Below are 19,380 nucleotides of genomic sequence, written 5' to 3'. Positions count from 1 at the left end.
CGGCATTATCCCCACTTCCCTCCGCTATTTGCACCGATAGCGCTCCTAATTCATTTTTCCACTCACGCAATCCGTAATCGCACTGGCAGAATGAGCAGAATGCCAGATAGCGGGGACCGGCATGCGTCGCCATTTCCGCAATGAAACACGACGGCCGCGATTTTCTACCCAATTGCACGCATTAACGCTATCGTCTCTTTGCGACCTGAACTCGTAGACCACCAGGAGCTTCGTGTGCGGAATCGATCGATGTCTCGCGTGAAGAAAGACCGCCAGTCCGCCGTTCGCAGCCACCGCTCGCGTGTTTCCCGATTATCTTCAAGTCCGCTTTCCGGCTCGGTTTCCAGCTCGCTTTCCAGTTCGCTTTCCAGGCTTCTCCCCCGGTTATCGCTTTGCATGACTGCGCTGGTGCTCGGCAGTTACTCCGCGTATAGCGTCGCCGGCGTTTCCGTATTGCGTCCGCCGCGCGAAGCGCTATCGAGCAGTCCACTCGAAGTGACGATCGTCTATGCCGGCGATCAACCCGGTGGCACCGAAGTCGACGTGCCGGCGCAATTGAATATCGCGATCAGCAATACCGACGTGGTACCGCATCGGCTCGCGCTCACGCGCGAAAGCGGCGCACCCGAGCATCTGAAGCTCGCCGCCGGCGAACTGAAGGCAGTGCGCTATACCGGCACGTGGCCCGAATGGGCGCGCGGCGCGATGCAGATCGACGTGCCCGATCTCGACGTGTCGCCATCGTACGTGCTGCTGACGCGTCCGCCGCGCTCCGGCAAGGACGCGGCGCTCGCGTCGGCCGGGAGCGCCAATGGAGCAACGGCGGCGGGCACCGCGAGCGGCGCACCGTCGTCGACGAGCCTGATCGCGTCGTCGCCCGCGCCATCACGACCGGATGCGCCCGTGCCGCAAATCAACACTTTCCTGAGCCGCTTCTCCGCCTTCGAACCGATGTATTTCGCCGATGGCGGCGGTAGCGAGTCCCTCGCGAAATTCCAGCTCAGCTTCAAGTTCCGCCTCGTCGTTCCGGACGACCCGCGCTCGCGTGGTTTCGCGGACAACCTGTACTTCGCCTATACGCAAACCTCGCTGTGGGATCTCAAGAAGTACTCGGCGCCGTTCCGCGACACCAGCTATATGCCGGCACTCTTTTATTACCTCGAAGACACCGGCTGGAAGAGCACGTGGTGGAGCAGAATGGGCGTGATGGCCGGCTACGAACACGAATCGAATGGACGCGACGGTCCGGAATCGCGCGGCGTCGACTATGTGTTCCTCAAGCCGATCTGGGATTTCGGCGACATCCACAGCTACCATCTGACCATCCAGCCGAAGATTTATTACTATACGCACATCGCCGGCGAGAACCATGACATCGCCGACTACCGCGGCTATGTGGACCTGCGGTTCATCTACGGCAGCCCCGACGGCGCGCAATTGGACACGACGCTACGCAAAGGAACGCAAGGCGGCAAAGGCAGCGTCGATACGCAGTTCACCTATCCATTGGCGAAGCTGATCAATAGCCGCTGGGGCGGTTATCTGTGGCTCGGCTTCTTCAGCGGTTATGGCGAGGACCTTCTCGACTACAACCAGCATCGCTGGATCGCGCGAATCGGCTATAGCATCACACGCTAATCCGGAATTCGCCTGGCATGCAAGCAAAGGGCCGCCGAGCGGACCTTTTCCATTCGATGACGGCCCACGACGCGCCGTAATACATCGAAAGTTCTGCCGGAATCCTTTCAAGAGTTTGCCCAAAGCCGACCCCCACCCGGCGGGCAACCCGTCATGGACCGCTCGTGAATGCTGTGTGCACGAACAGACGGGCATATCGGTGTGGATTTCTCTAGAGTTGAAGGGTCGCCGGTCCAACCGGCTGGCCACGCCGCGCGCTGACTTTTTCCAGCGTCTAATCAAAACCACGGAAATACCAATGAAAACCTCTCTCCTTAAAGACGTGTCGCCTGTTTCAAACGAGCCAACCGGACTTCTTTTGCATCGGAATAGTGCACCGCTTGCGCTCAAGCACGAAATTCACCCGGAACAGATCCGGGATAGCCTGCCGGCCCGTCAGGGGGGAGTCGGCTTTCTGTTCCACGCGACCGATTGGGAAACCCTTTCATTTTCTTTTCACAACGTTCGCGAACGAAGCGAATCGTTCGAAGAGGAGTTGTGGAAAACCAGGCCTTTCATCGCATCGCCGATCTATTCGGGCGCGCAGGTGATCGGCGCGAATATCGCCTGCCCGGTGCCGCTCGAAATGTGGCTCGGCAGCCCGCGCGGCATCAAGCGCTTTCGCGAGACGCAATTCTTTCCGGCGCTCGAGCTCGCCCGAAAGGCGGGCTTGAACATGGTCGCGATGGGCGCGTCGACGCCCTACGCGTGCAACTACGGCGCGCTGCCCCGGCCGGTCAAGCCGCCTCACATCACGACGGGCCACGCGGCGACCGCGGCGATGCTGAAGGACTGGGCGATCCATTGCTGCGAACAGCTCGACCTCGAGCTCAGCAACACGAAGCTCGCGCTGTTCGGCGCGGCCGGCCGGCTCGGCACGACGGTCGCGAAGTATCTGCTCTACAAGGATGCGCCGAAGGAGCTGGTGCTGATCGATCTGCCCGACAAGATCAACCTGCTGATCGATCAGGCGAACGAGCTGCTCGCGTCGGACCTGCTCGGAAAATCGAAAGTATCGGTGCATACGTTCAGTCCGGACACGCCGCTGCCGGACTTCGACGGCGCGATTCTCGCGAGCAGCACGAGCGTGCCTTACCTGAGCGCGGCCGATCTCAAACGCGCGCAATTCTGGATCGACGACTCGCATCCGCGCGCGGCAAGCGTCGAAGCGGAACTCGCTTCTCGCGGTCATACGCTCTATATTGAATGCTTCGCGCGCGGGCCCGCCGGACTCGACACCGCGTTCCCGTTCAGGCTGCCATCCACCCGCGACTGCTATACCTGCTTCGCCGAAGGCTATTCGGCATGGCAGGAAGGTATCGCCTCCGATTTCATCATTGGCAGCCCGCCCGTGTGGTCGGTCTCTTATACTCATGGTCTCCTGAAGAAGTATGGCTTTTCGGTCGGACCGTTTCACGGCAAGAACGGCGATTCGCTCGCCGAAGGCGTCGAATCACAGCAATTCAATACGCATGAAATGATGGGTTCCTGATGAACTCGGAGGCCTGATGGCGATACCGCGCGAAAGCATGCGGGATATGCTGGAACGAAGCAGGTTCGCAATTCGATGGGGAGGCGCACTCGGCCTCCTGTGTCACCCCATCTATTACGTCGTCTGGACCTACATCCTTCCGCAGCCTTACGACAACCTGCTGCTGCGGCTCAGCGCGGCGGCCGTCTGCGTTCCCCTGCTGTTCCAGGCGCGCTGGCCGAGGCGCTACAACCCCGCGCTGCTGATCTACTGGCATTGCTGTCTGATTTACGTGCTGCCGTTCGTCTGCACGTTCCTGACCGTCAGAAACGGTTTCTCCACGATGTGGATGATGACCGAGGTCATGATGATCTTCATTCTGGCGCTGTGTATCGACAACCCCCTGCTGCTGATAACCTGCATCGGTATTGGCGTGTTTTCCGGCGGGCTCGCCGGCGTGTTGAGCGCGCCGACGCCGGTCGTTCTCAGCGCGCAGGACAAGTCCAATCTCGCGTTGCTGCCGGTGGTCGTGCTGTGCAGCATGGCGTTCAGTCATGCGATCAGCAAGGGACGCATCTTCGTCGAAAAGAACCGCGCGTTGCAGGCGCTCGCGGGTTCCATCGCGCACGAGATGCGCAATCCGCTGAGCCAGTTGCGGCACGTGCTCGACCGCGTCGAGGAAGCGCTGCCCGCGGCGACCGAAGCGGGCGCGGCGCCGACGCTGACCGACGGCACGGCCTCGCTGATGTACAACCACCTCGCGCAGGGGCAATTGTCGATCGAGCGCGGCCTGCGCATCATCGCGATGACGCTTGACGAAGTCGCCGCGAAATCGATCCGCCCGGATAGTCTCAGCTACCTCCATGCTGGCGCGACCACGCGCAAGGCGCTCGCCGAATACGGCTTCGACAACGACAAGGAACGCGCGAAGGTGAGCGTCGTCGTCAGGCGCGACTTCGTGTTCAAGGTCGACGAGACGGTCTATCTGTTCACGTTGTTCAACCTGATCAAGAACGCGCTGCATCACATCGTCGCGTATCCGCAGGCGACGCTCACATTGACCGTCGACCGCGACTCGGTGATCGTACGCGACACCGGCCCCGGCATCGCGCCGGAGATCCTGCAGCATCTGTTCGAGCCGTTTCGCACGGCCGGCAACTCGGGCGGCACCGGGCTCGGGCTCGCGTACTGCCAGCGCGCGATGCGCGCGTTCGGCGGCAGCATCGACTGCGAATCGGGACTCGGCAAGTTCACCGCGTTCACGCTGCGCTTTCCACCGGTAGCGGCCGACGAGGTCGAGGAGCACGAGCGGCGCCTGTTCGAACGGGCGATGCCGGCGTTCAAGGGCAAGCGCGTGCTCGTCGTCGACGACGACGACACGCTGCGCGCCCGCACCCGCCGCGTGCTGACAAAGGCCGGCGCCTATGTCAGCGAGGCGTCGGGCGGCGAGCTTGCGCTCGCCACGTTGCGGCGCGCGCCGCTCTACGACCTCGTGTTGATGGACATCAGCATGCCCGCGATGGACGGCTACACGACGACCGAGCGCCTCCGCGCCGACAGAGACTGCCCGAACCGCAACGTGCTGATCGCCGCCTATACCGCCGAACCGGGCATCGCGGTGCGACTGCGCGCGCGGCGCGCCGGCATGGACGAGATCATCAGCAAGACGTCGAGTGTGCAGGAGCTGCTCACCGCGTTGCAGACCCTCTTCGACAACGGTGCGCATCGTCAGCCGGGCGAACTGCCCGATGTCTTCGCCGGCAGAACCTTTGTGATCGCCGACGACGACACCTACAGCCGGCTTGTCGCGAAGGCGTATCTGGAGCGCTGCGGCGCGAGCGTCGTCGAGGCCGACCACGGTCAGGCGGTGCTGACCAAACTGCACGAAGACGGCTTCATCGACGCGATCCTGATGGACGTGAACATGCCGGGCATGAACGGCATCGAGACGACGAAGTCGATTCGCGCGCGCACCGATGCCTACGCGACGCTGCCTATCATTGCGCTGACCAGTCACACCGATGCCGAAGCGGTGCAGGCCTGCGTTGCCGCCGGGATCAACGAGGTGTTGATCAAGCCGGTGCAGGCCGGCTCGCTGTACGCATGTCTCGCGCGGCAGTTCGGCACACCCGGCGCGCTGGTTGCGGACGCTCCGCAACGAATCACGGAAACCGCGGGCGGAGCCGCGCAAACGGATTTTGCGGCGACGCCGGTGGCATTGCCCCCCACTGCGAACGCGCCCGCGGCCGCCACCATCGCTGAAGAAAGCCTGCTCGACGAAGCGCACCTCAAGGAACTGGTCTCGCTCGATCTGCTTGACGAATCGTTCCTGAACGGCATCGAACAGATTCGCTCGCTCGTCGTGCGCCTCGCAGGCAACAGCGCGGCCGTCGATATCAAGGCGACGCACGCGAGCTTGCATGCGTTGCTTGGCGTCAGCGGCAACATCGGCGCGAAGGCACTGCATCGCTACGCGCGGCAGATCTATCCAAGCGTGATCGCCGGTGAGTGGCCAGTGGAAACCGACTGGCACGCCCAGATCCGCGCGTTGAGCGCGCGCTCGACCGACGCCTTGCAGCGGTATTACGCGTCGGCGAAAGGCCGGCGCGATCATCGCGACGCACTGAGCGATTGAGAGGGCGGCCTCGGTCGCCCTCTTTGCAGCGTGAAGTCAGAACTTGTGCAGCACGCCGACCGCAACAGCGAGCTGGTTCGCGCCGGTCTTCACGGTCGTCGTCGCGACCGAAGTCGCCCACCCCGTCGCACTCAGCGCGGCCTTCGAGCTGTTGATCACATACGTGATGTCGGTGTACAGCGCCGTGCGCTTCGACAGCCAGTAGTCCGCGTTGACACCGGTGCTCAATGCGTGCGCGTCGACCTGGCGATACGCGTGGTAGTAAGTCGCGGCTGCGAGGTCCAGCGCCGGCGCCACCCTGTAGCGCACGCCCGCGAACGCCATCGACTGCGGCGGCGATGCCGCGAGCGTCGACCGGACGTCGTTCAGCAGCAATTCGTAGCCGCCGTACAGCGTCGCCTTGCCGATCTGATACGAACCGCCGGCCACGTAGCGGCGCTCGCTGTCGCCCGATGACGCGATGGCCGAGCCTTGCCGCTGCTCGTACACGAACGTCAGATTCAGCGGCCCCTGCACATAGCGTCCGCCGATGTCGTACTGCTTGCCAACGCGGAACGAGCCCGCCACCGGCACGTTGTAGGTGACTGCGTCATAGCCGAGGCTGTAGAGCGCATTCAGCTCGAATGGTCCCACATGGCCAAGATACGACACCGCGTTATCCGCGCGACCGACGAACTGCGCGTCCTGCGCGGAAAGGCCGTAACTCGAATAACCGAGCGGGTCGAGCGCGAGGAAGTAGCGATACATCGGCGTCATCTGCCGGCCGAGCATCATCGCGCCGTAGCGGTCCGATTCGAGTCCGACGAACGCCTGCCGGCCGAATAGCCGCCCTCCTTGCTGCAGGGCACCGGTATTCATCGACATGCCCGATTCGAGCGTGAAAATCGCCCGCAGTCCGCCGCCGAGATCTTCCCTGCCCGTGAAACCCCAACGCGAATTCAGCCGGTTGCCGGTGCCGAGAGCGACCTGCGTGCCCGACGATCCCTGCGACGTGACAGCGTGAGTCACGTAGGTCACCCCCGAGTCGACGATGCCATAGAGCGTGACCGACGACTGCGCATGCGCCGCGCCGCTGATGCCGATACCAATACCACATGCAAAAAGGACCTTCGACGGCCTGGCGAGAGGGTTGTGCTTCACCATGTGTCTCCTGCTGGAAAGTGAGTTGTTTTGTGATGCGGATCAGTTATCGTCCGACCTCTGTCGTCGCGGTAGCCGGCGCGGGGCCGCGTCGGCTACCGGAGAATCGGTCATTCGCGTGCGATGTGCGGGTTGACGAAGAACATCGCGATGACCGCGATAGCGGGTCCGATCGCGAGTGTGAGGAGCGCGAGCATGAACGAATGGCTCGCGCCATACAGCGAGCCGACCACCATCGGCGACACCGCGCTGCCGGACTGCCAGATAGCATTGGTCCAGCCGGCGCTCGCGCCCGCGAGACGCTTGCCCGATGCGTCGCTGACCTGAGCCATCAGCACCGGCAGATAGCCGAACGAGAACGCACCGAGAATCGGCGCGACCAGATAGAACTGATGCACCGTCGAGCAGTAGCCGAACACCAGCAGCGCGATCGCGAAGGCGATCAGGCAGCCGATCGACATCATCCGCCGCGACACACCAGGCAGGTCGGAGATCCAGCCGAGCGTCGGCTTCGCGATCACCGCGCCAATGCCGAACGAGGCGACGATCGATCCGGCGACGATCGGCGCAATACCGTATTGGCGCGTCATCAGTGCGTTGCCCCATGCACCGAAGCCGACGGTCGCCCACAACCCGCCGCATCCCGCGATCGACAGCGCGATCAGGTTACGGTTGCGCAACAGGCCGAGCATTTCCTGGAGGCTGTTGCGCGCGGGCTTCGCTTCGTTCGAAGGCCGGTTCTTCAGCAGCAGCAACGTGACGATGCCCCACGCGAACGTGACGATGCCGAGCATATGGAATGCGTTCGACCAGCCGTGCCGCGCGGAGAACGACGGCACGACCGCATTCGCGATCACGACGGCGAGCGACGTCGCGGTCGTGTAGAGGCCCATTGCGCGGCCACGGTCGCGCGTGAACCATGCGGGAATGATCTTCATGCCGGCCGAGTAGTCGGCGCCCGCCGCGAAACCCATCGCGGCCTGAATCACGATGCCGAATGCGAGCGAATGCGTATAGCCGAACGTGAACGTGAGCACGCCGAGCGGCAGCAGCGCAAGCGTGAGCATCGCGCGACCGCCGAGCAGATCGGTCAGCATGCCGCCAACCACGTTCGCAAGCACATAGCCCGCGTAAAACGCGGTCACGAACGCACCGAGCATCGACACGCCAATGCCGAGCGACGCGCCGACCGGCGCGGCCACCGTACTCCACGCGACGCGGACCACATAGCTGAGCAGAAACGCGGCCCAGACGATGAACAGCGCGACCCAGCGATACGGGCTCGTGTCGGCGCTACTCGCCGCCCTCGCATCGTTCCCGGTCCAGACGCTCGCGGGCATACCCTCCGACGACGCCAGATTCTTCTCCATGACTCCTCCGATGCCGGGCGTGCCGGCGGCCGCCCGTTTTCTTTCTGATGGATGGCGCCGACCGCGCCTGGCGGCCGGGCCGGCGATTACGGTTACAGATCGAGCACGAGCACCCTCGACTTCGCGCGTGAACAGCACGGCAGGAACTGATCGTTGCGGGCCTGCTCTTCTGGCGACAGGAACAGGTCGCGATGGTCAGGTTCGCCTTCGAGCACCCGCGTGACGCAGGTGCCGCAAATGCCCTGCTCGCACGACACCGGCACGTCGACGCCCGCCGCCGCGAGCGCCTGGGTGACCGTGCAATCGGCCGCAATCGACACGACGCGGTCCGAGCGCGCGAGCCGCACGTCGAACGACGCGCCATCACCCGACGGCTGCGCCGCCGCGAAGTATTCGTAATGCAGACGATCGTCACTCCAGCCGAGCGAGCGGGCCGTGTCGAGCACCGCGTTCATGAAGCCCTGCGGACCGCACACATATAGATGCCGGTCCGCGCCGCCGTCCGCCAGCAGTGCATTCAGATCGAGCATGCCGTGCGCGTCGTCGAAGTGGTATTGCACGTTGTCCGCCCACGACGACGCGGCGATTCGCTCGACGAACGCCGCACGGCTCTTCGAGCGCGCGCAGTAATGCATTTCGAACGCCGCGCCCAGTGCCGCCAGCTGCTCCGCCATGCAGAGAATCGGCGTCACGCCAATGCCGCCCGCGAGCAATAGCGGCTTCGCGTCATGCCGGGCGAGCGGAAAGTGATTGCGTGGCACGCCGATGCGAATCGCGTCGCCTTCGTTCACCGCGTCGTGCATGCGCTGCGATCCGCCGCGCGAACCGGCGGTGCGCAACACTGCGATCTGATACCGGTGACGCTCGCGAGACGCGTTGCACAGCGAGTACTGCCGCACCGGCCCACCGGGCACGTAGACGTCGATGTGCGCGCCCGCCTCGAACGGCGGCAGGTCGCGGCCGTCGATGTCGACGAACTCGAAGCCGGCAATCCCGTCGGCTTCGTCGCGTCGTGCGGCGACACGCACCATCAGCGTGGAATCGGTCATGTTCATGCCACCTCCTCCGCTCACATCGCCGACAGGCCGCCGTCGACCATCAGCGTCGTGCCGGTTATGTACGAAGCCTCGTCGCTCGCGAACCACAGGATCGGCCATGCGATCTCTTCGGGCGACGCCCAACGGCCGATCAACGACGTGTCCTGGCGTTGCGTCTTCAGCACTTCGACGCTTTTGCCCGATGCAATGGCCCGGTTCATGTGGAATTCGGTCAGCGTCGAACCCGGGCACACCGCGTTCACACGCACGCCGTTCGCGGTCTCCTCGAACGCGAGTGTGCGGGTCATTGCGAGCATGCCGGCTTTGGTCGCGTCGTACAGGCCCATGCCCTTGCGGCCGGTCACCGCGTAGCACGACGACACGTTGACGATGCTCGCGCGGCCCGCGCGACGCAGGAACGGCAGCGCTGCCCTGCAATAGTTGGATGTGCCGACCAGATTGACGGACACCATCGCCTGCCACTCGGCCGGCGTCGCGTCGGCGAGCGCGCTGTAGTTGCGCATCGCCGCGTTGTTCACCAGCACGTCGAGCCGGCCGAACGAATCGGCGGCGAGTTGCGCCGCGCGCACCGCATCGGCGTCGTGCGACACGTCGGCCGCGAACGTCTCGACACGCGCGGACGGATCAGCCGCCTTCAGTTCGTCGGCGACACGCGTGAGCGTCTGCGGGTTCGCATCGACCAGCACCACCGCGGCGCCCTCCGCGCAGAACACGCGCGCAGTCGCGGCACCGATGCCGCCTCCGCCGCCGGTGATCAGCGCGACCTTGTCCTCGAGTCTTTTACGTTGCTGCATTGCATGCCGGCGCGCAGCCGGCCTCCTTTTGCGGAATGGGCAGAAGGTCCAGTCGGACCAGACGACGACACGCGCAGCCGGACCGAAGTCCGGCTCCGCGGTGCATCAGATCGAGTAGATCGGCTGGTCCTTGCCGTCGTGCAGATGGATCACCGCCCATTCCTGCGGCTTCTGATCGCGCGGCAGCAGCACGCCGGCAGCACGTACGCGCTGCTGGTCGGCGTCGATCGCGGGCGGATCGGTGTCGGGCACCAGCGCCGTTGCCGCCTCGTACATCATGCGGCGCGCCATCACGATCGCGCGGTCGGTCGGCAGCAGCTTTTCCTTGCTGTGATCCTGGATCGGCCCCATGCTTTCCTGCAGCGACGCGTCCTGCATCGCGAAGCCGAACACGCCCGAGTACGCGCGCTTTTCCTTCTGAGCCTGGCGGTCGATCAGGTAGTCGTTGTCCTTGTTCGCTTTTGGCCGGAACGTGCCACCCTCCTCGTACTCACAATGAATGCCCTTGCCGGCGTTCAGGTCGGCCAGTTCCTGCTCGTCGAGCGGACGGTCCGGGCGGAAGTTGATGCTCCACGCCCAGCAGGTGTGATCGTCGATCGGCACCCATACGTGTCCCGCGAGCGAGTGATCGCCGAACGGCGGGATCAGCGTGTACCACGGGAACAGCCACTGCGTGACGCGCCAGTAGTACGAATCCGGCTCGCCGTTGCGGCGGCCGAACAGCGTGAGGCCGAACGGCTGCTTCTCGATCTCGAAGATCACGTTGCCGTCCGCCTTGATGTAGTCGAGTGCCTTCGTGCCCTGATGCATCGGGTCCTCGTCGACTTCGTAGCGGTGTACATACGACACGTGACTCGTGTCGATGCCGCCTTCCATCGCCTGCAGGTAGTTCGATTCCTGCAGCCGCTTCGAGACGAACACGTGACTCTCCGGCAGATTGCACCACTCGAGATCCGGCGGCGCCGGCCGGCGGTCCTTCGGCCCCATGTACGCCCACACGATGCCCGCGCGTTCGATGCACGGATACGCGGTGATGCCCATGTGCTTGCACGCCTGCGGCGCGGACGGCACTTCCACGCAGTTGCCGTTGCGGTCGAATTTCAGACCGTGATACGAGCAGCGGATGCCGTTCTCTTCATTGCGGCCGAAGTACAGCGACACGCCACGGTGCGAGCAGAACTCGTCGATCAGCGCCGGCTGGCCGTCGGAATCGCGAAACGCGAGCAGCTTTTCGCCGAGGATCTGCACGCGCACCGGCGGGCAATCAGGCTCTGCGATTTCGCTGGCGAGGAGCGCCGGCACCCAGTAGCGGCGCATCAGATCGCCCATCGCCGTGCCTGGGCCAGTGCGAACCAGAGTTTCCGACATGTTCTTGTCCATCATTCCTCCGAATCCGGTTGTCCGTTGTGTGAGAATGTCGTCTCATTGTACGGACAGATTGATCGACGTCAAGTTCTTGCGGCTAGGGACTTTCACTACAATGTGCAATCGACGCGGACCGCTGCAGAAAGGAAATTTCAAATGGAAGAAAAAAAGCCGCACGAAAATGTGCGGGCAGTCGAACGGGCGCTAGAAATTCTTCTGGCGTACCGACCCGGGGACAAAGAATTGACCGTCGCGGAGCTGCTGACCCGCGTGGACCTGAGCCGACCGACGCTGTACCGCCTGCTGAATACGCTCGAACAGAACGGCTTTCTCGCCTCGTCGGGCGAGCCGCAACGCTTCAGGCTCGGCAGTTCGGTCGCGCAACTCGCGCACGCGTGGATGGCGAACAATACGATCGCGCAGCTCGCGCAGCCGATGCTGCGTGAGCTTTGGGAAGCGACATCGGAGACGGTCGCGTTGTTCGTGCCGGAGGGGACGTACCGGATCTGCGTGGCCGAACTGGAAAGTCCGCAGCCGCTGAGTTTCCGGCGCGGGGTCGGCTATCGCGAGAAGCTCGTGCTCGGCGCGAGCGGCCGCACGATTCTTTCGCAGATGCCGCTGTCGAAGGACGATCTGCGGCGCTATCTGACCGATCCGGATCAGGACGTCGCGGCGCTAGCCGCCGATCTCGACGCGGTCCGCGCACGAGGCTTCGGCACCAGCCATCACGAGCTGATCGCCGGCGCAGTCGCGGTAGCCGCGCCGTTCTTCAACGGCGCGAACCAGGTGGCAGGTTCGGTGTGCATCTTCGGGCCGAGCGTGCGCGTAACCGATGAGCGCGTCGCGCAGTTCGCGGAGTTGCTCAAGCGCGAGGTGGGCAATCTGTCGCGTGCGCTTGGGCATCAAGGGGAAACTGGACGGCCGCCGGGTACGGCACGTCGGTGAAATCGGCCTCAAAGGCGCTGGCCAACGCCGGGAGCGTCGTCAGAAAGGTCGACGCTTTGCTCGGGCCCTCGCTGATTCAGGGCTGAAGCCGAAACCTCACGCCTCTGGCTGTGCGTCTATCACGCGCCCCGCGAGCGCCGTGCGCCAGGGACCGGACGGCATTATGTTCGGCATAGCCATTGCCGCTGCGATGCCGGCATAAGCGTTATTGGCGACATCGTTGATAGCCTGGTTTGCCTGGGTTAAACAGCTGGTCGCTAGAGTCGTTGACCGGCTGTACGCCCTGTGCGCCATCGGACACGCGCACGATACTGACAACCGCGCCCGCCGTGATCCGTCCGAATGGCGAGACACAGCAGAATCATCTCCGATGAGCAATGAGACGCTTCTCTACCCGCCAAAGCCGGCGCGATGCCCGGCGTTCTCGTCTTTGCCATCATGCTCATCTACGTGACTGCCCGACGAATTCTGTGACTTCGTCAATGCGACAATCTCCGCATCGTCTCGCTCCTCAAACCGAGGAGCCCTCCGCCTTTCCAGATCGATTCGGCGTGCCTTCAGCATTCGACGCCATCCTTGTCGTCGGAATATCGACGGGCAATGCCGCGAGTTTCTCGCGCAGAGCGCCCATCGCACTGTCGAACGCGATTCGCTGAATGGTAGTGAGCGGCATGGCGCCAGTTCGGCTCGTCACAGATATTGGATCGATCGGTTGATTATTCTTGCGCACCTCAAAATGCAGGTGAGCTCCGGTGGCCGTCCCAGTGGCGCCTACCGCGCCGAGCGGTTGCCCTTCAGTCACCGGCGCGCCTACGCGCAAATCACGCGCAAAGGCCGACAGGTGAGCATAGAACGTCGTATAGCCTCGCGGATGACGGAGCACGACGATCTTGCCGTATCCGCTTCGGATGCCAACGAACTGCACGGTTCCCGAGGCAGCCGCGACAACCGGGGTCCCCTTCGGGGCGGCAAAGTCCACACCTGTGTGCATCAGGCGCCTGCCCTTGACCGGATGGGTTCGGTAACCGAATCGCGAACTTACCCGAACGTAATCAAGCGGCATCGAGAATGGCTCAGCGGCAAGCCGCCGTCCGTCAAATGAATAGTAGTCTCCGCCAATTTGCCCCGGCGGGACAAACCACATGGCCTGATAGATCTCACCGCGCGACCGGAGTTCGACGGCCGTTAGATGCTTGCGCTGAATGGTTGTCTCGTCGCGCGCGTAGAGAACATGGTAAGTGTCGTCCTTGTGCGCGGGCGCAGCGAGGTCGAGCCGGGAGGCAAAAATACGCGCGATCTGCGCCCGTATTTCGACCGGCACGCTGGCCCGCTCCAAGGTGTCGAGCAAGTTCCCCTCGATGCGTCCCGCGTATGCACCACTGTAAGATTCCGACATGACAAAAGGTCCAGCGTCAGATAGCTGACTATTCCCGGTTTCAGTAACCAATTTGTCAGTAGCCGGCGCAGCCATCTCCAAGGTCAAGGTCGGTTGGGACGCGCTGGATTTGTTCGCGCGACTGACTATCTCGGATACGATCACCCACGCGGACACACTCAGCACCGCAACCACACCGCACAGCAACACGGCGCGCCCCACAGATTCAAATCGGGAATGCACCAAATGACTGACTTTGGTGGAAATGGCCTGAGCGCTTGCGCAGGCATGACGTAGATAGGACAACCGCATCACTTCGATACCTCACAGTCGGAACAAGAGGGGCCGTGGGCATGAATGACGTTGCTCGAAACGTACCGGAAACCTGACTGACAGAAGGCTCCCCTTCGCGCTACACAACCCAGTAGGAAGAACCTCTAGGCTATGGATTGCGGTTAGCCACGAATATCAGCCCGATCCGATTTTTGAGATAACCGGCGCCAGCGCAAGCGGTTGCATCAACGTAGGATTGGCTTCCGATGCACTATGCAATGCGATAGGGTCAAATTCGGCCGTAGCAGTCGTCCAGGCGCACAATATCGTCCTCGCCGAGATAACTGCCCGATTGAACCTCGATGATTTCGAGCTGCACTTTGCCCGGATTCTCCAACCGATGCTGCACGCCGAGCGGAATGAAGGTCGATTGGTTTTCTGAAAGAAGAAACTGGTCCTCGCCCCGTGTCACGAGCGCGGTGCCGCGCACGACGACCCAGTGCTCGGCGCGATGGTGGTGCATCTGCAATGACAGGCGAGCGCCAGGCGCAACCACGATGCGCTTCACCTGAAACCGCTCGCCGCGCTCGATCGCATCGTAGAAGCCCCACGGACGGCGCACCTTCCGGTGCGTCTCGGCTTCAGGCGCGCGCTGCTCGCGAAAGCGCGCCACCAGCGTCTTGATGTCCTGCGCGTGTGAGCGGTCGGCGACGAGCACGGCGTCGTCCGTGTCGACGACGACTACGTTGGCGGTGCCAACGCATGCAACCAGCCGCCCGCCCTCGGCGCGCACATAGCTCGAGGTCGCGCCTTCGAAAACGACACGCCCGCTCGCGACGTTGCCGAGCCCGTCCTTCTCCATCGCTTCCCACACGGCATCCCAGGATCCGAGGTCCGACCATCCCGCCGCCAATGGCACGACCACGCCTTTGCAAGGCGAGCCGGCCGCGCCGATGTGCTCCATTACCGCATAGTCGATGGAATCCGCCGGCACACGGCCGAACTGAAACGGGCAAGGACGAATGAAGTTGTCGTCCGCCTTGCCTTCCGCGAACGCCGCGGTGCAGGCCGCATGCATGTCGCCGTTGAGCTTGGCTAGCGCTTCGAGCCACACGCCCGCTCGCACGATGAAGATGCCGCTGTTCCACCAGTAGGTGCCTGCAGCGACGTACTGCGCGGCGAGTTCGGTCGTGGGCTTTTCGACGAAGCGGTCGATCAGATGTGCGCCGTTTTCGAGGGCGTCGCCGATTCGGATGTAGCCAAAGCCGGTATCCGGCCGTGTGGGCGCAACGCCAAACGTCACGATCATGGAGCGTTCGGCATATTCAGCGGCAATTGCGATCGCACGATGCAGCGCCGGAATGTCTGAGATGGAATGGTCAGACGGCATCACCACCATGATCGCGTCGTCATCCTGATTAACGGCTGCGAGCGCCGCGAGCGTGAGCGCCGGCGCCGTATCGCGCCGCGCAGGCTCGACGATAATCTTCGCGCAGACGCCGCACGCCCGCACCTGCTCTTCTGTCTGGAACCGGTGTTCCTCCCCACACACGACAATCGGCCGAGTGTCGACGTCGAAGCCGCCGACGAAACCCTCCATCCGTGTGACGGTAGCCTGCAGCAATGAATCCCGTCCGACCACATCGATCAATTGCTTTGGAAACTGCTCACGCGACATCGGCCAGAGGCGCGTGCCCGATCCGCCTGCGAGAATGACCGGGACGATGCGCCGACAGGAGTGCCCGAGCGACGCTTCTGCCTTCGCCGCTGCCATTGCTTCTTCAGAACTCACCGCGTCTTCCATCATCCACCCCTCTGGTCTTGCGTCGAACACGTACTTCCCGGCATCGCCAATTCGATTCATCGGTTATGGGTTCGCCGTGAAGCGCACTTTCTCCTGCTCTCCCACATAGGGGCCCTGCTTGACTTCGATGAAAGATACGTCGTCGATGACCTCGAACCCGTGCCCACCTGACGCCAGCAAGATGACATCACCCGCGCACAGCACGCGGCTCGTCAGGAATTTTCGATCGGCCGTATAGAGCTTGACCATCACGCGGCCCCGCTTGATGAAGAGAGAACGACCTCACGCGTCTGCAAGCATAGGAGCAGTTCCAGGGTCACTAGACGGGTTGACCGAATATGCCATGACGTTGGCTGAAGCGAGTTTCGCGGTACCAGGTGGTCTCACACGCACCACCTGATCTGCTCTTCTTTGGTTCATCATGCACTTATCCAAAGTGTTGCCCGCAGCCCATAAAGGAAGAGTACCTGCACACGAGCAGCTTCGGGCATACCAACGAAGCTACGCTATCGCGAAGGTCGCCGGGCTCAAGCTTTGCGAGGGGTATAACCGACAGCACGGAACGCGGTACATATCGGTGATGTCCGAACGACAACGATGATTTGCAGAACGACCCCGGGTCCGCCGTACTGGCCTTGCTCGACGCCGACGGGGCCGAAGGCGTGTTCAATATCGGATACGGACGGGGACACTGCAATCGCGGATCTTGCCCGTCTCGTCTGTGACCTCACCGTACTCTAATTCATCCAGACTTCCTCTCCCCAACACACCGCACGGGTGCGATATCGTTCGAGCACCCGCGCTAGCGTCGACAAGCGGGCTGCGTCATCGTTGCTCGCAAGACGCCGCGTGCCGCGCTCGATCATCAACTGGCGCAATGCAGGCTGCTCGATCAGACTGAAAAGCGCATCCGCCATGCTGTCGGGCCGAGCCAGATCGACCAGCAGTCCCGCGTCGCCGACTTGCTCGCGCAGCGCCTCGAGGTCCGGGTAAAGGACCGGTACGCCCAGACTGAACGCCTCGAGTGGCGGCAGATTGGTCGGGCCGAAATATGTGGGCATCACTAACGCGATCGACTCGCGATACAAGTAAGGCACGTCGCCGTCCGGAACGAAACCGAGAAAGAACACACGCTCGCCCAGACCGAGATCGGCGGCGACCGAACGCACGTATCTCATGTTGCCGAAATCGCTTCCTGTGAAGACCGCACCTACACGGATGCCATAGCGGGACTCCAGCGCGTGCAGTCCCTTCAACAGAAACACATGGTTCTTGTGCGACCAGAACTGCGCGGGATAGTAGACGTATTTCAGATCGCGCGGAATTTTGTACTTCGTCTTGACATCGACGAAGTGCTCCACGTACGCCTCCTCGGAAAGCACTGTCGCGCGGGCGGGCGAGAATGGCATCAAATGCACGCGTTCGCTGTCTACTCCATATCGCCTGACAACCTTCTCGCGGCCGGCCTGCGAATCGACGAAGATGCCGCAGGCCTTCTTCAAGGCAGATCCGTACAGAAATTCGCGACGCTCGAATTCGTGCTTGATCCGGACTTCGGGAAACTCGACGTCGTCGCGGTGGGACAGATCCCAAACGGTGAACAGGTAGTTGAATCGATCAATCGCCAGTGCGAGGTGGGACGGCGTTGTGAAGTACGCAATGTCCGCGCGCATCACCGAAAGCAAGCGGTCCACCGAAGCCATCTTGCCCGGTTTCCGCAGAAACGCGCGCGGGCCTCCACGGCTATATATTGAACCGAGTCTCGCCGCCAGTCCGCGCAAGCGGGGCACCGGAAAAAAAATAGGTTCAATGCCGCTGCGTCGCAGATCATCGATGGTGGATCGCCGCGTCGTCACAAACTCAACCGCGCAAAGTTCCGGCGGAAGACTCTTTAGCAGCAAGGCAGCATTCTTCGCCTGCTGATAACCCCCACCAGAGGTATGTTCATAGTCTATAAATGCCACCACGCGAATAGGCCGTTCCAAGGAACCGTTTGAATTCGTCACTCCTCGCTCCACGTTTCTTGGTCATCTATATGACGATTGCAGCGCTCGACAACGGTTTTCGCGCTCGGTTTGAATTTAGATTGCGCGAGCTTGCTGGTGCCGTTCGTGACTGATTAAGGCAGGTATTTGGCCGGTCCGACGGCTTCCTGAGAAAAGCCCTTGTGCAAGGCTCATATGACGCTCATGCGGCCCTCGGACATCGAGCTTCCGAGGCGAACAGATGCGCGAAGATCTGTTTCTCCTCGAAAATATTTGAATCTGAATGCCGACCAACTGATTCGAAGGCCTCCTTGTCTCGCGGCGAAACTTTCCCTGGCCAGCTCCTAAGCGGACTTCTCCACAGGATCGGCCGTGGCGCCGCTTTTCTTTCGACAGCGGTATTCCGTCGCCGACATCGAGAATTGCCTCCTGAACACTTTCGAAAGCCGCTCGCCATTCGTCAGTCCAACCCTGCGAGCGATCTTGTCTATCGGCAAGTCGCTTCTGACCAACAGTTCACAACTGAGATCGAGGCGCGCTCGCAAAAGATATTCCGACGGTGTCACTCCCATCTCGCGCTTGAACAGACGCAGGAAGTTCCGCTCGCTCATCGCCACCGTACGAGCCGCGTCGCCTATTGAAACCGGGCGTCCGCAATTTCGCTCGAGCCAGCGCGCGGATTCCTGTGCCTTTTCCGCCTGCGTGTTCGTTCCCATGGTGCTCAGCATGGTCGTCAAATTCTGATCTTTGGAGACGGTGAAGTGATCGGCAACCGCTGTCGCGATGTCGTATCCGAGGTCCCGCTTCACGAGCGCGAGCGAGTTGATCAGCGCATCGCCGCCTTCGGTCGACGCCGCGACGTTAGACGTCTCCGGACTCCAGATGCCCGGATCGACCGAAGCCCAATCGCGGCGAGAAATGCCCGCTGCCGCCAGCAGCAAGTCGCCGTTGCCGAGAGGGTTGACGACGCCGGTCTGCGAACATGCTATGGTCAATAACCCAATGAGCACCTCGTCGGCGGCTGCACGCTTTGCGCCCGGTCCGCCCGCAATATACAGTGCGTCGAAGCCTTGGAACCGCTGGCCGCCCAGGCGCTCGGTCCAAACGCAAACGGATGACGAACAGGCTATCATCCCACCGCAGGCAGAGACTAGACGGACGCTGTAAGTTGCGTTTCTTCTCAGACTGCGAGACTGAATCTCGTTGGCGATATGAAGCACCTCGGCAAGGGTGCCCGCTTCCAGCAGCGAAAAACCGTCGTACAACAAAATTCCTATGAGCTTGACTGCGCGTTCTTTAAATCGGTGGAAAATACCGTTATTTCCTGCATCGCCTAAGCTGGTAGCGTGGGACATGCCGTTACCTCCATTTTGCTTCGGTTCCAGATCGCTGCTCTGGCTTGCGTTGGAACGCTGTGGAAAGCGTATGACCTCGTGAGCTTAGTGCCATATTCGATCCACCATGGCCGCGGTGTCCGCCAAAAGCATG

The 19,380-nt window shown here is 62.3% G+C and carries 15 protein-coding genes; 5 read left to right on the top strand and 10 right to left on the bottom strand.

Annotated elements, in window-relative coordinates:
- Nucleotides 1-396 precede the first annotated feature (396 nt).
- The 3 genes from OKW29_RS10480 (at nucleotide 397) to OKW29_RS10470 (ending at nucleotide 5,783) form a co-directional block, all read left to right on the top strand.
- Complete coding sequence (locus OKW29_RS10480; RefSeq protein ID WP_429291003.1) at nucleotides 397-1,638, top strand: phospholipase A; 1,242 nt, start codon at nucleotides 397-399, stop codon at nucleotides 1,636-1,638.
- A 298-nt stretch (nucleotides 1,639-1,936) separates the two neighbouring features.
- The gene (locus OKW29_RS10475) at nucleotides 1,937-3,169 is read left to right on the top strand and encodes a hypothetical protein (RefSeq protein WP_429291002.1); all 1,233 of its coding nucleotides are present in this window, start codon (nucleotides 1,937-1,939) and stop codon (nucleotides 3,167-3,169) included.
- Between the two features lie 16 nt (nucleotides 3,170-3,185).
- Nucleotides 3,186-5,783: an ATP-binding response regulator gene (locus OKW29_RS10470; RefSeq protein ID WP_429291001.1), complete on the top strand. Its 2,598-nt coding sequence runs from the start codon at nucleotides 3,186-3,188 to the stop codon at nucleotides 5,781-5,783.
- A gap of 36 nt (nucleotides 5,784-5,819) precedes the next feature.
- Here OKW29_RS10470 and OKW29_RS10465 read toward each other — a convergent pair whose 3' ends face one another.
- The 5 genes from OKW29_RS10465 to OKW29_RS10445 all read right to left on the bottom strand — a co-directional run bounded on the left by OKW29_RS10465 (nucleotide 5,820) and on the right by OKW29_RS10445 (nucleotide 11,525).
- Nucleotides 5,820-6,926, bottom strand: a complete 1,107-nt coding sequence (locus tag OKW29_RS10465; RefSeq protein WP_429291000.1) for a porin — start codon at nucleotides 6,924-6,926, stop codon at nucleotides 5,820-5,822.
- Nucleotides 6,927-7,033: 107 nt separating this feature from the next.
- Complete coding sequence (locus OKW29_RS10460) at nucleotides 7,034-8,293, bottom strand: MFS transporter (protein ID WP_429290999.1); 1,260 nt, start codon at nucleotides 8,291-8,293, stop codon at nucleotides 7,034-7,036.
- Between the two features lie 92 nt (nucleotides 8,294-8,385).
- Nucleotides 8,386-9,348: a PDR/VanB family oxidoreductase gene (locus OKW29_RS10455; protein ID WP_429290998.1), complete on the bottom strand. Its 963-nt coding sequence runs from the start codon at nucleotides 9,346-9,348 to the stop codon at nucleotides 8,386-8,388.
- Nucleotides 9,349-9,362: 14 nt separating this feature from the next.
- Entirely contained in the window at nucleotides 9,363-10,145 is a 783-nt protein-coding gene (locus OKW29_RS10450; RefSeq protein ID WP_429290997.1) for an SDR family NAD(P)-dependent oxidoreductase, read from the bottom strand.
- A 105-nt stretch (nucleotides 10,146-10,250) separates the two neighbouring features.
- Nucleotides 10,251-11,525 (bottom strand): Rieske 2Fe-2S domain-containing protein, encoded by a 1,275-nt coding sequence (locus tag OKW29_RS10445; RefSeq protein ID WP_429292480.1) that lies wholly within the window; start codon nucleotides 11,523-11,525, stop codon nucleotides 10,251-10,253.
- 141 nt (nucleotides 11,526-11,666) lie between these two features.
- On the opposite strand from OKW29_RS10445, the gene OKW29_RS10440 reads away from it, so the two are divergent.
- Complete coding sequence (locus OKW29_RS10440; protein ID WP_184036620.1) at nucleotides 11,667-12,455, top strand: IclR family transcriptional regulator; 789 nt, start codon at nucleotides 11,667-11,669, stop codon at nucleotides 12,453-12,455.
- A gap of 511 nt (nucleotides 12,456-12,966) precedes the next feature.
- Here the strand turns inward: OKW29_RS10440 and OKW29_RS10435 are convergent.
- The 3 genes from OKW29_RS10435 to OKW29_RS10425 all read right to left on the bottom strand — a co-directional run bounded on the left by OKW29_RS10435 (nucleotide 12,967) and on the right by OKW29_RS10425 (nucleotide 16,156).
- Nucleotides 12,967-14,142 carry a M23 family metallopeptidase gene (locus OKW29_RS10435; RefSeq protein WP_429290996.1) on the bottom strand — a complete coding sequence of 392 codons (1,176 nt, stop codon included), beginning with the start codon at nucleotides 14,140-14,142 and terminating at the stop codon, nucleotides 12,967-12,969.
- A 250-nt stretch (nucleotides 14,143-14,392) separates the two neighbouring features.
- Entirely contained in the window at nucleotides 14,393-15,910 is a 1,518-nt protein-coding gene (locus tag OKW29_RS10430) for a mannose-1-phosphate guanylyltransferase/mannose-6-phosphate isomerase (RefSeq protein ID WP_429292479.1), read from the bottom strand.
- A gap of 60 nt (nucleotides 15,911-15,970) precedes the next feature.
- Nucleotides 15,971-16,156, bottom strand: a complete 186-nt coding sequence (locus OKW29_RS10425; RefSeq protein WP_184036726.1) for a hypothetical protein — start codon at nucleotides 16,154-16,156, stop codon at nucleotides 15,971-15,973.
- A gap of 172 nt (nucleotides 16,157-16,328) precedes the next feature.
- Between OKW29_RS10425 and OKW29_RS10420 the strand changes: the two genes are divergently transcribed.
- Nucleotides 16,329-16,508, top strand: a complete 180-nt coding sequence (locus OKW29_RS10420) for an NAD-dependent epimerase/dehydratase family protein (protein ID WP_429290995.1) — start codon at nucleotides 16,329-16,331, stop codon at nucleotides 16,506-16,508.
- Nucleotides 16,509-16,644: 136 nt separating this feature from the next.
- Here OKW29_RS10420 and OKW29_RS10415 read toward each other — a convergent pair whose 3' ends face one another.
- Together OKW29_RS10415 and OKW29_RS10410 are read right to left on the bottom strand one after the other, a co-directional pair.
- A complete protein-coding gene (locus OKW29_RS10415; RefSeq protein WP_429290994.1) occupies nucleotides 16,645-17,913 on the bottom strand; it encodes a glycosyltransferase family 4 protein in 1,269 nt (422 codons plus the stop codon).
- A gap of 323 nt (nucleotides 17,914-18,236) precedes the next feature.
- Nucleotides 18,237-19,247, bottom strand: a complete 1,011-nt coding sequence (locus OKW29_RS10410; protein ID WP_429290993.1) for a GlxA family transcriptional regulator — start codon at nucleotides 19,245-19,247, stop codon at nucleotides 18,237-18,239.
- Between the last annotated feature and the right edge of the window lie 133 nt (nucleotides 19,248-19,380).

The sequence above is a fragment of the Paraburkholderia sp. CI3 genome (assembly GCF_050436505.1).
GTDB classification, from domain to species: Bacteria; Pseudomonadota; Gammaproteobacteria; order Burkholderiales; family Burkholderiaceae; genus Paraburkholderia; species Paraburkholderia tuberum.
Note: the sequence above shows the minus strand (reverse complement) of the source record. Positions and strands in the feature narration are given on the sequence as shown.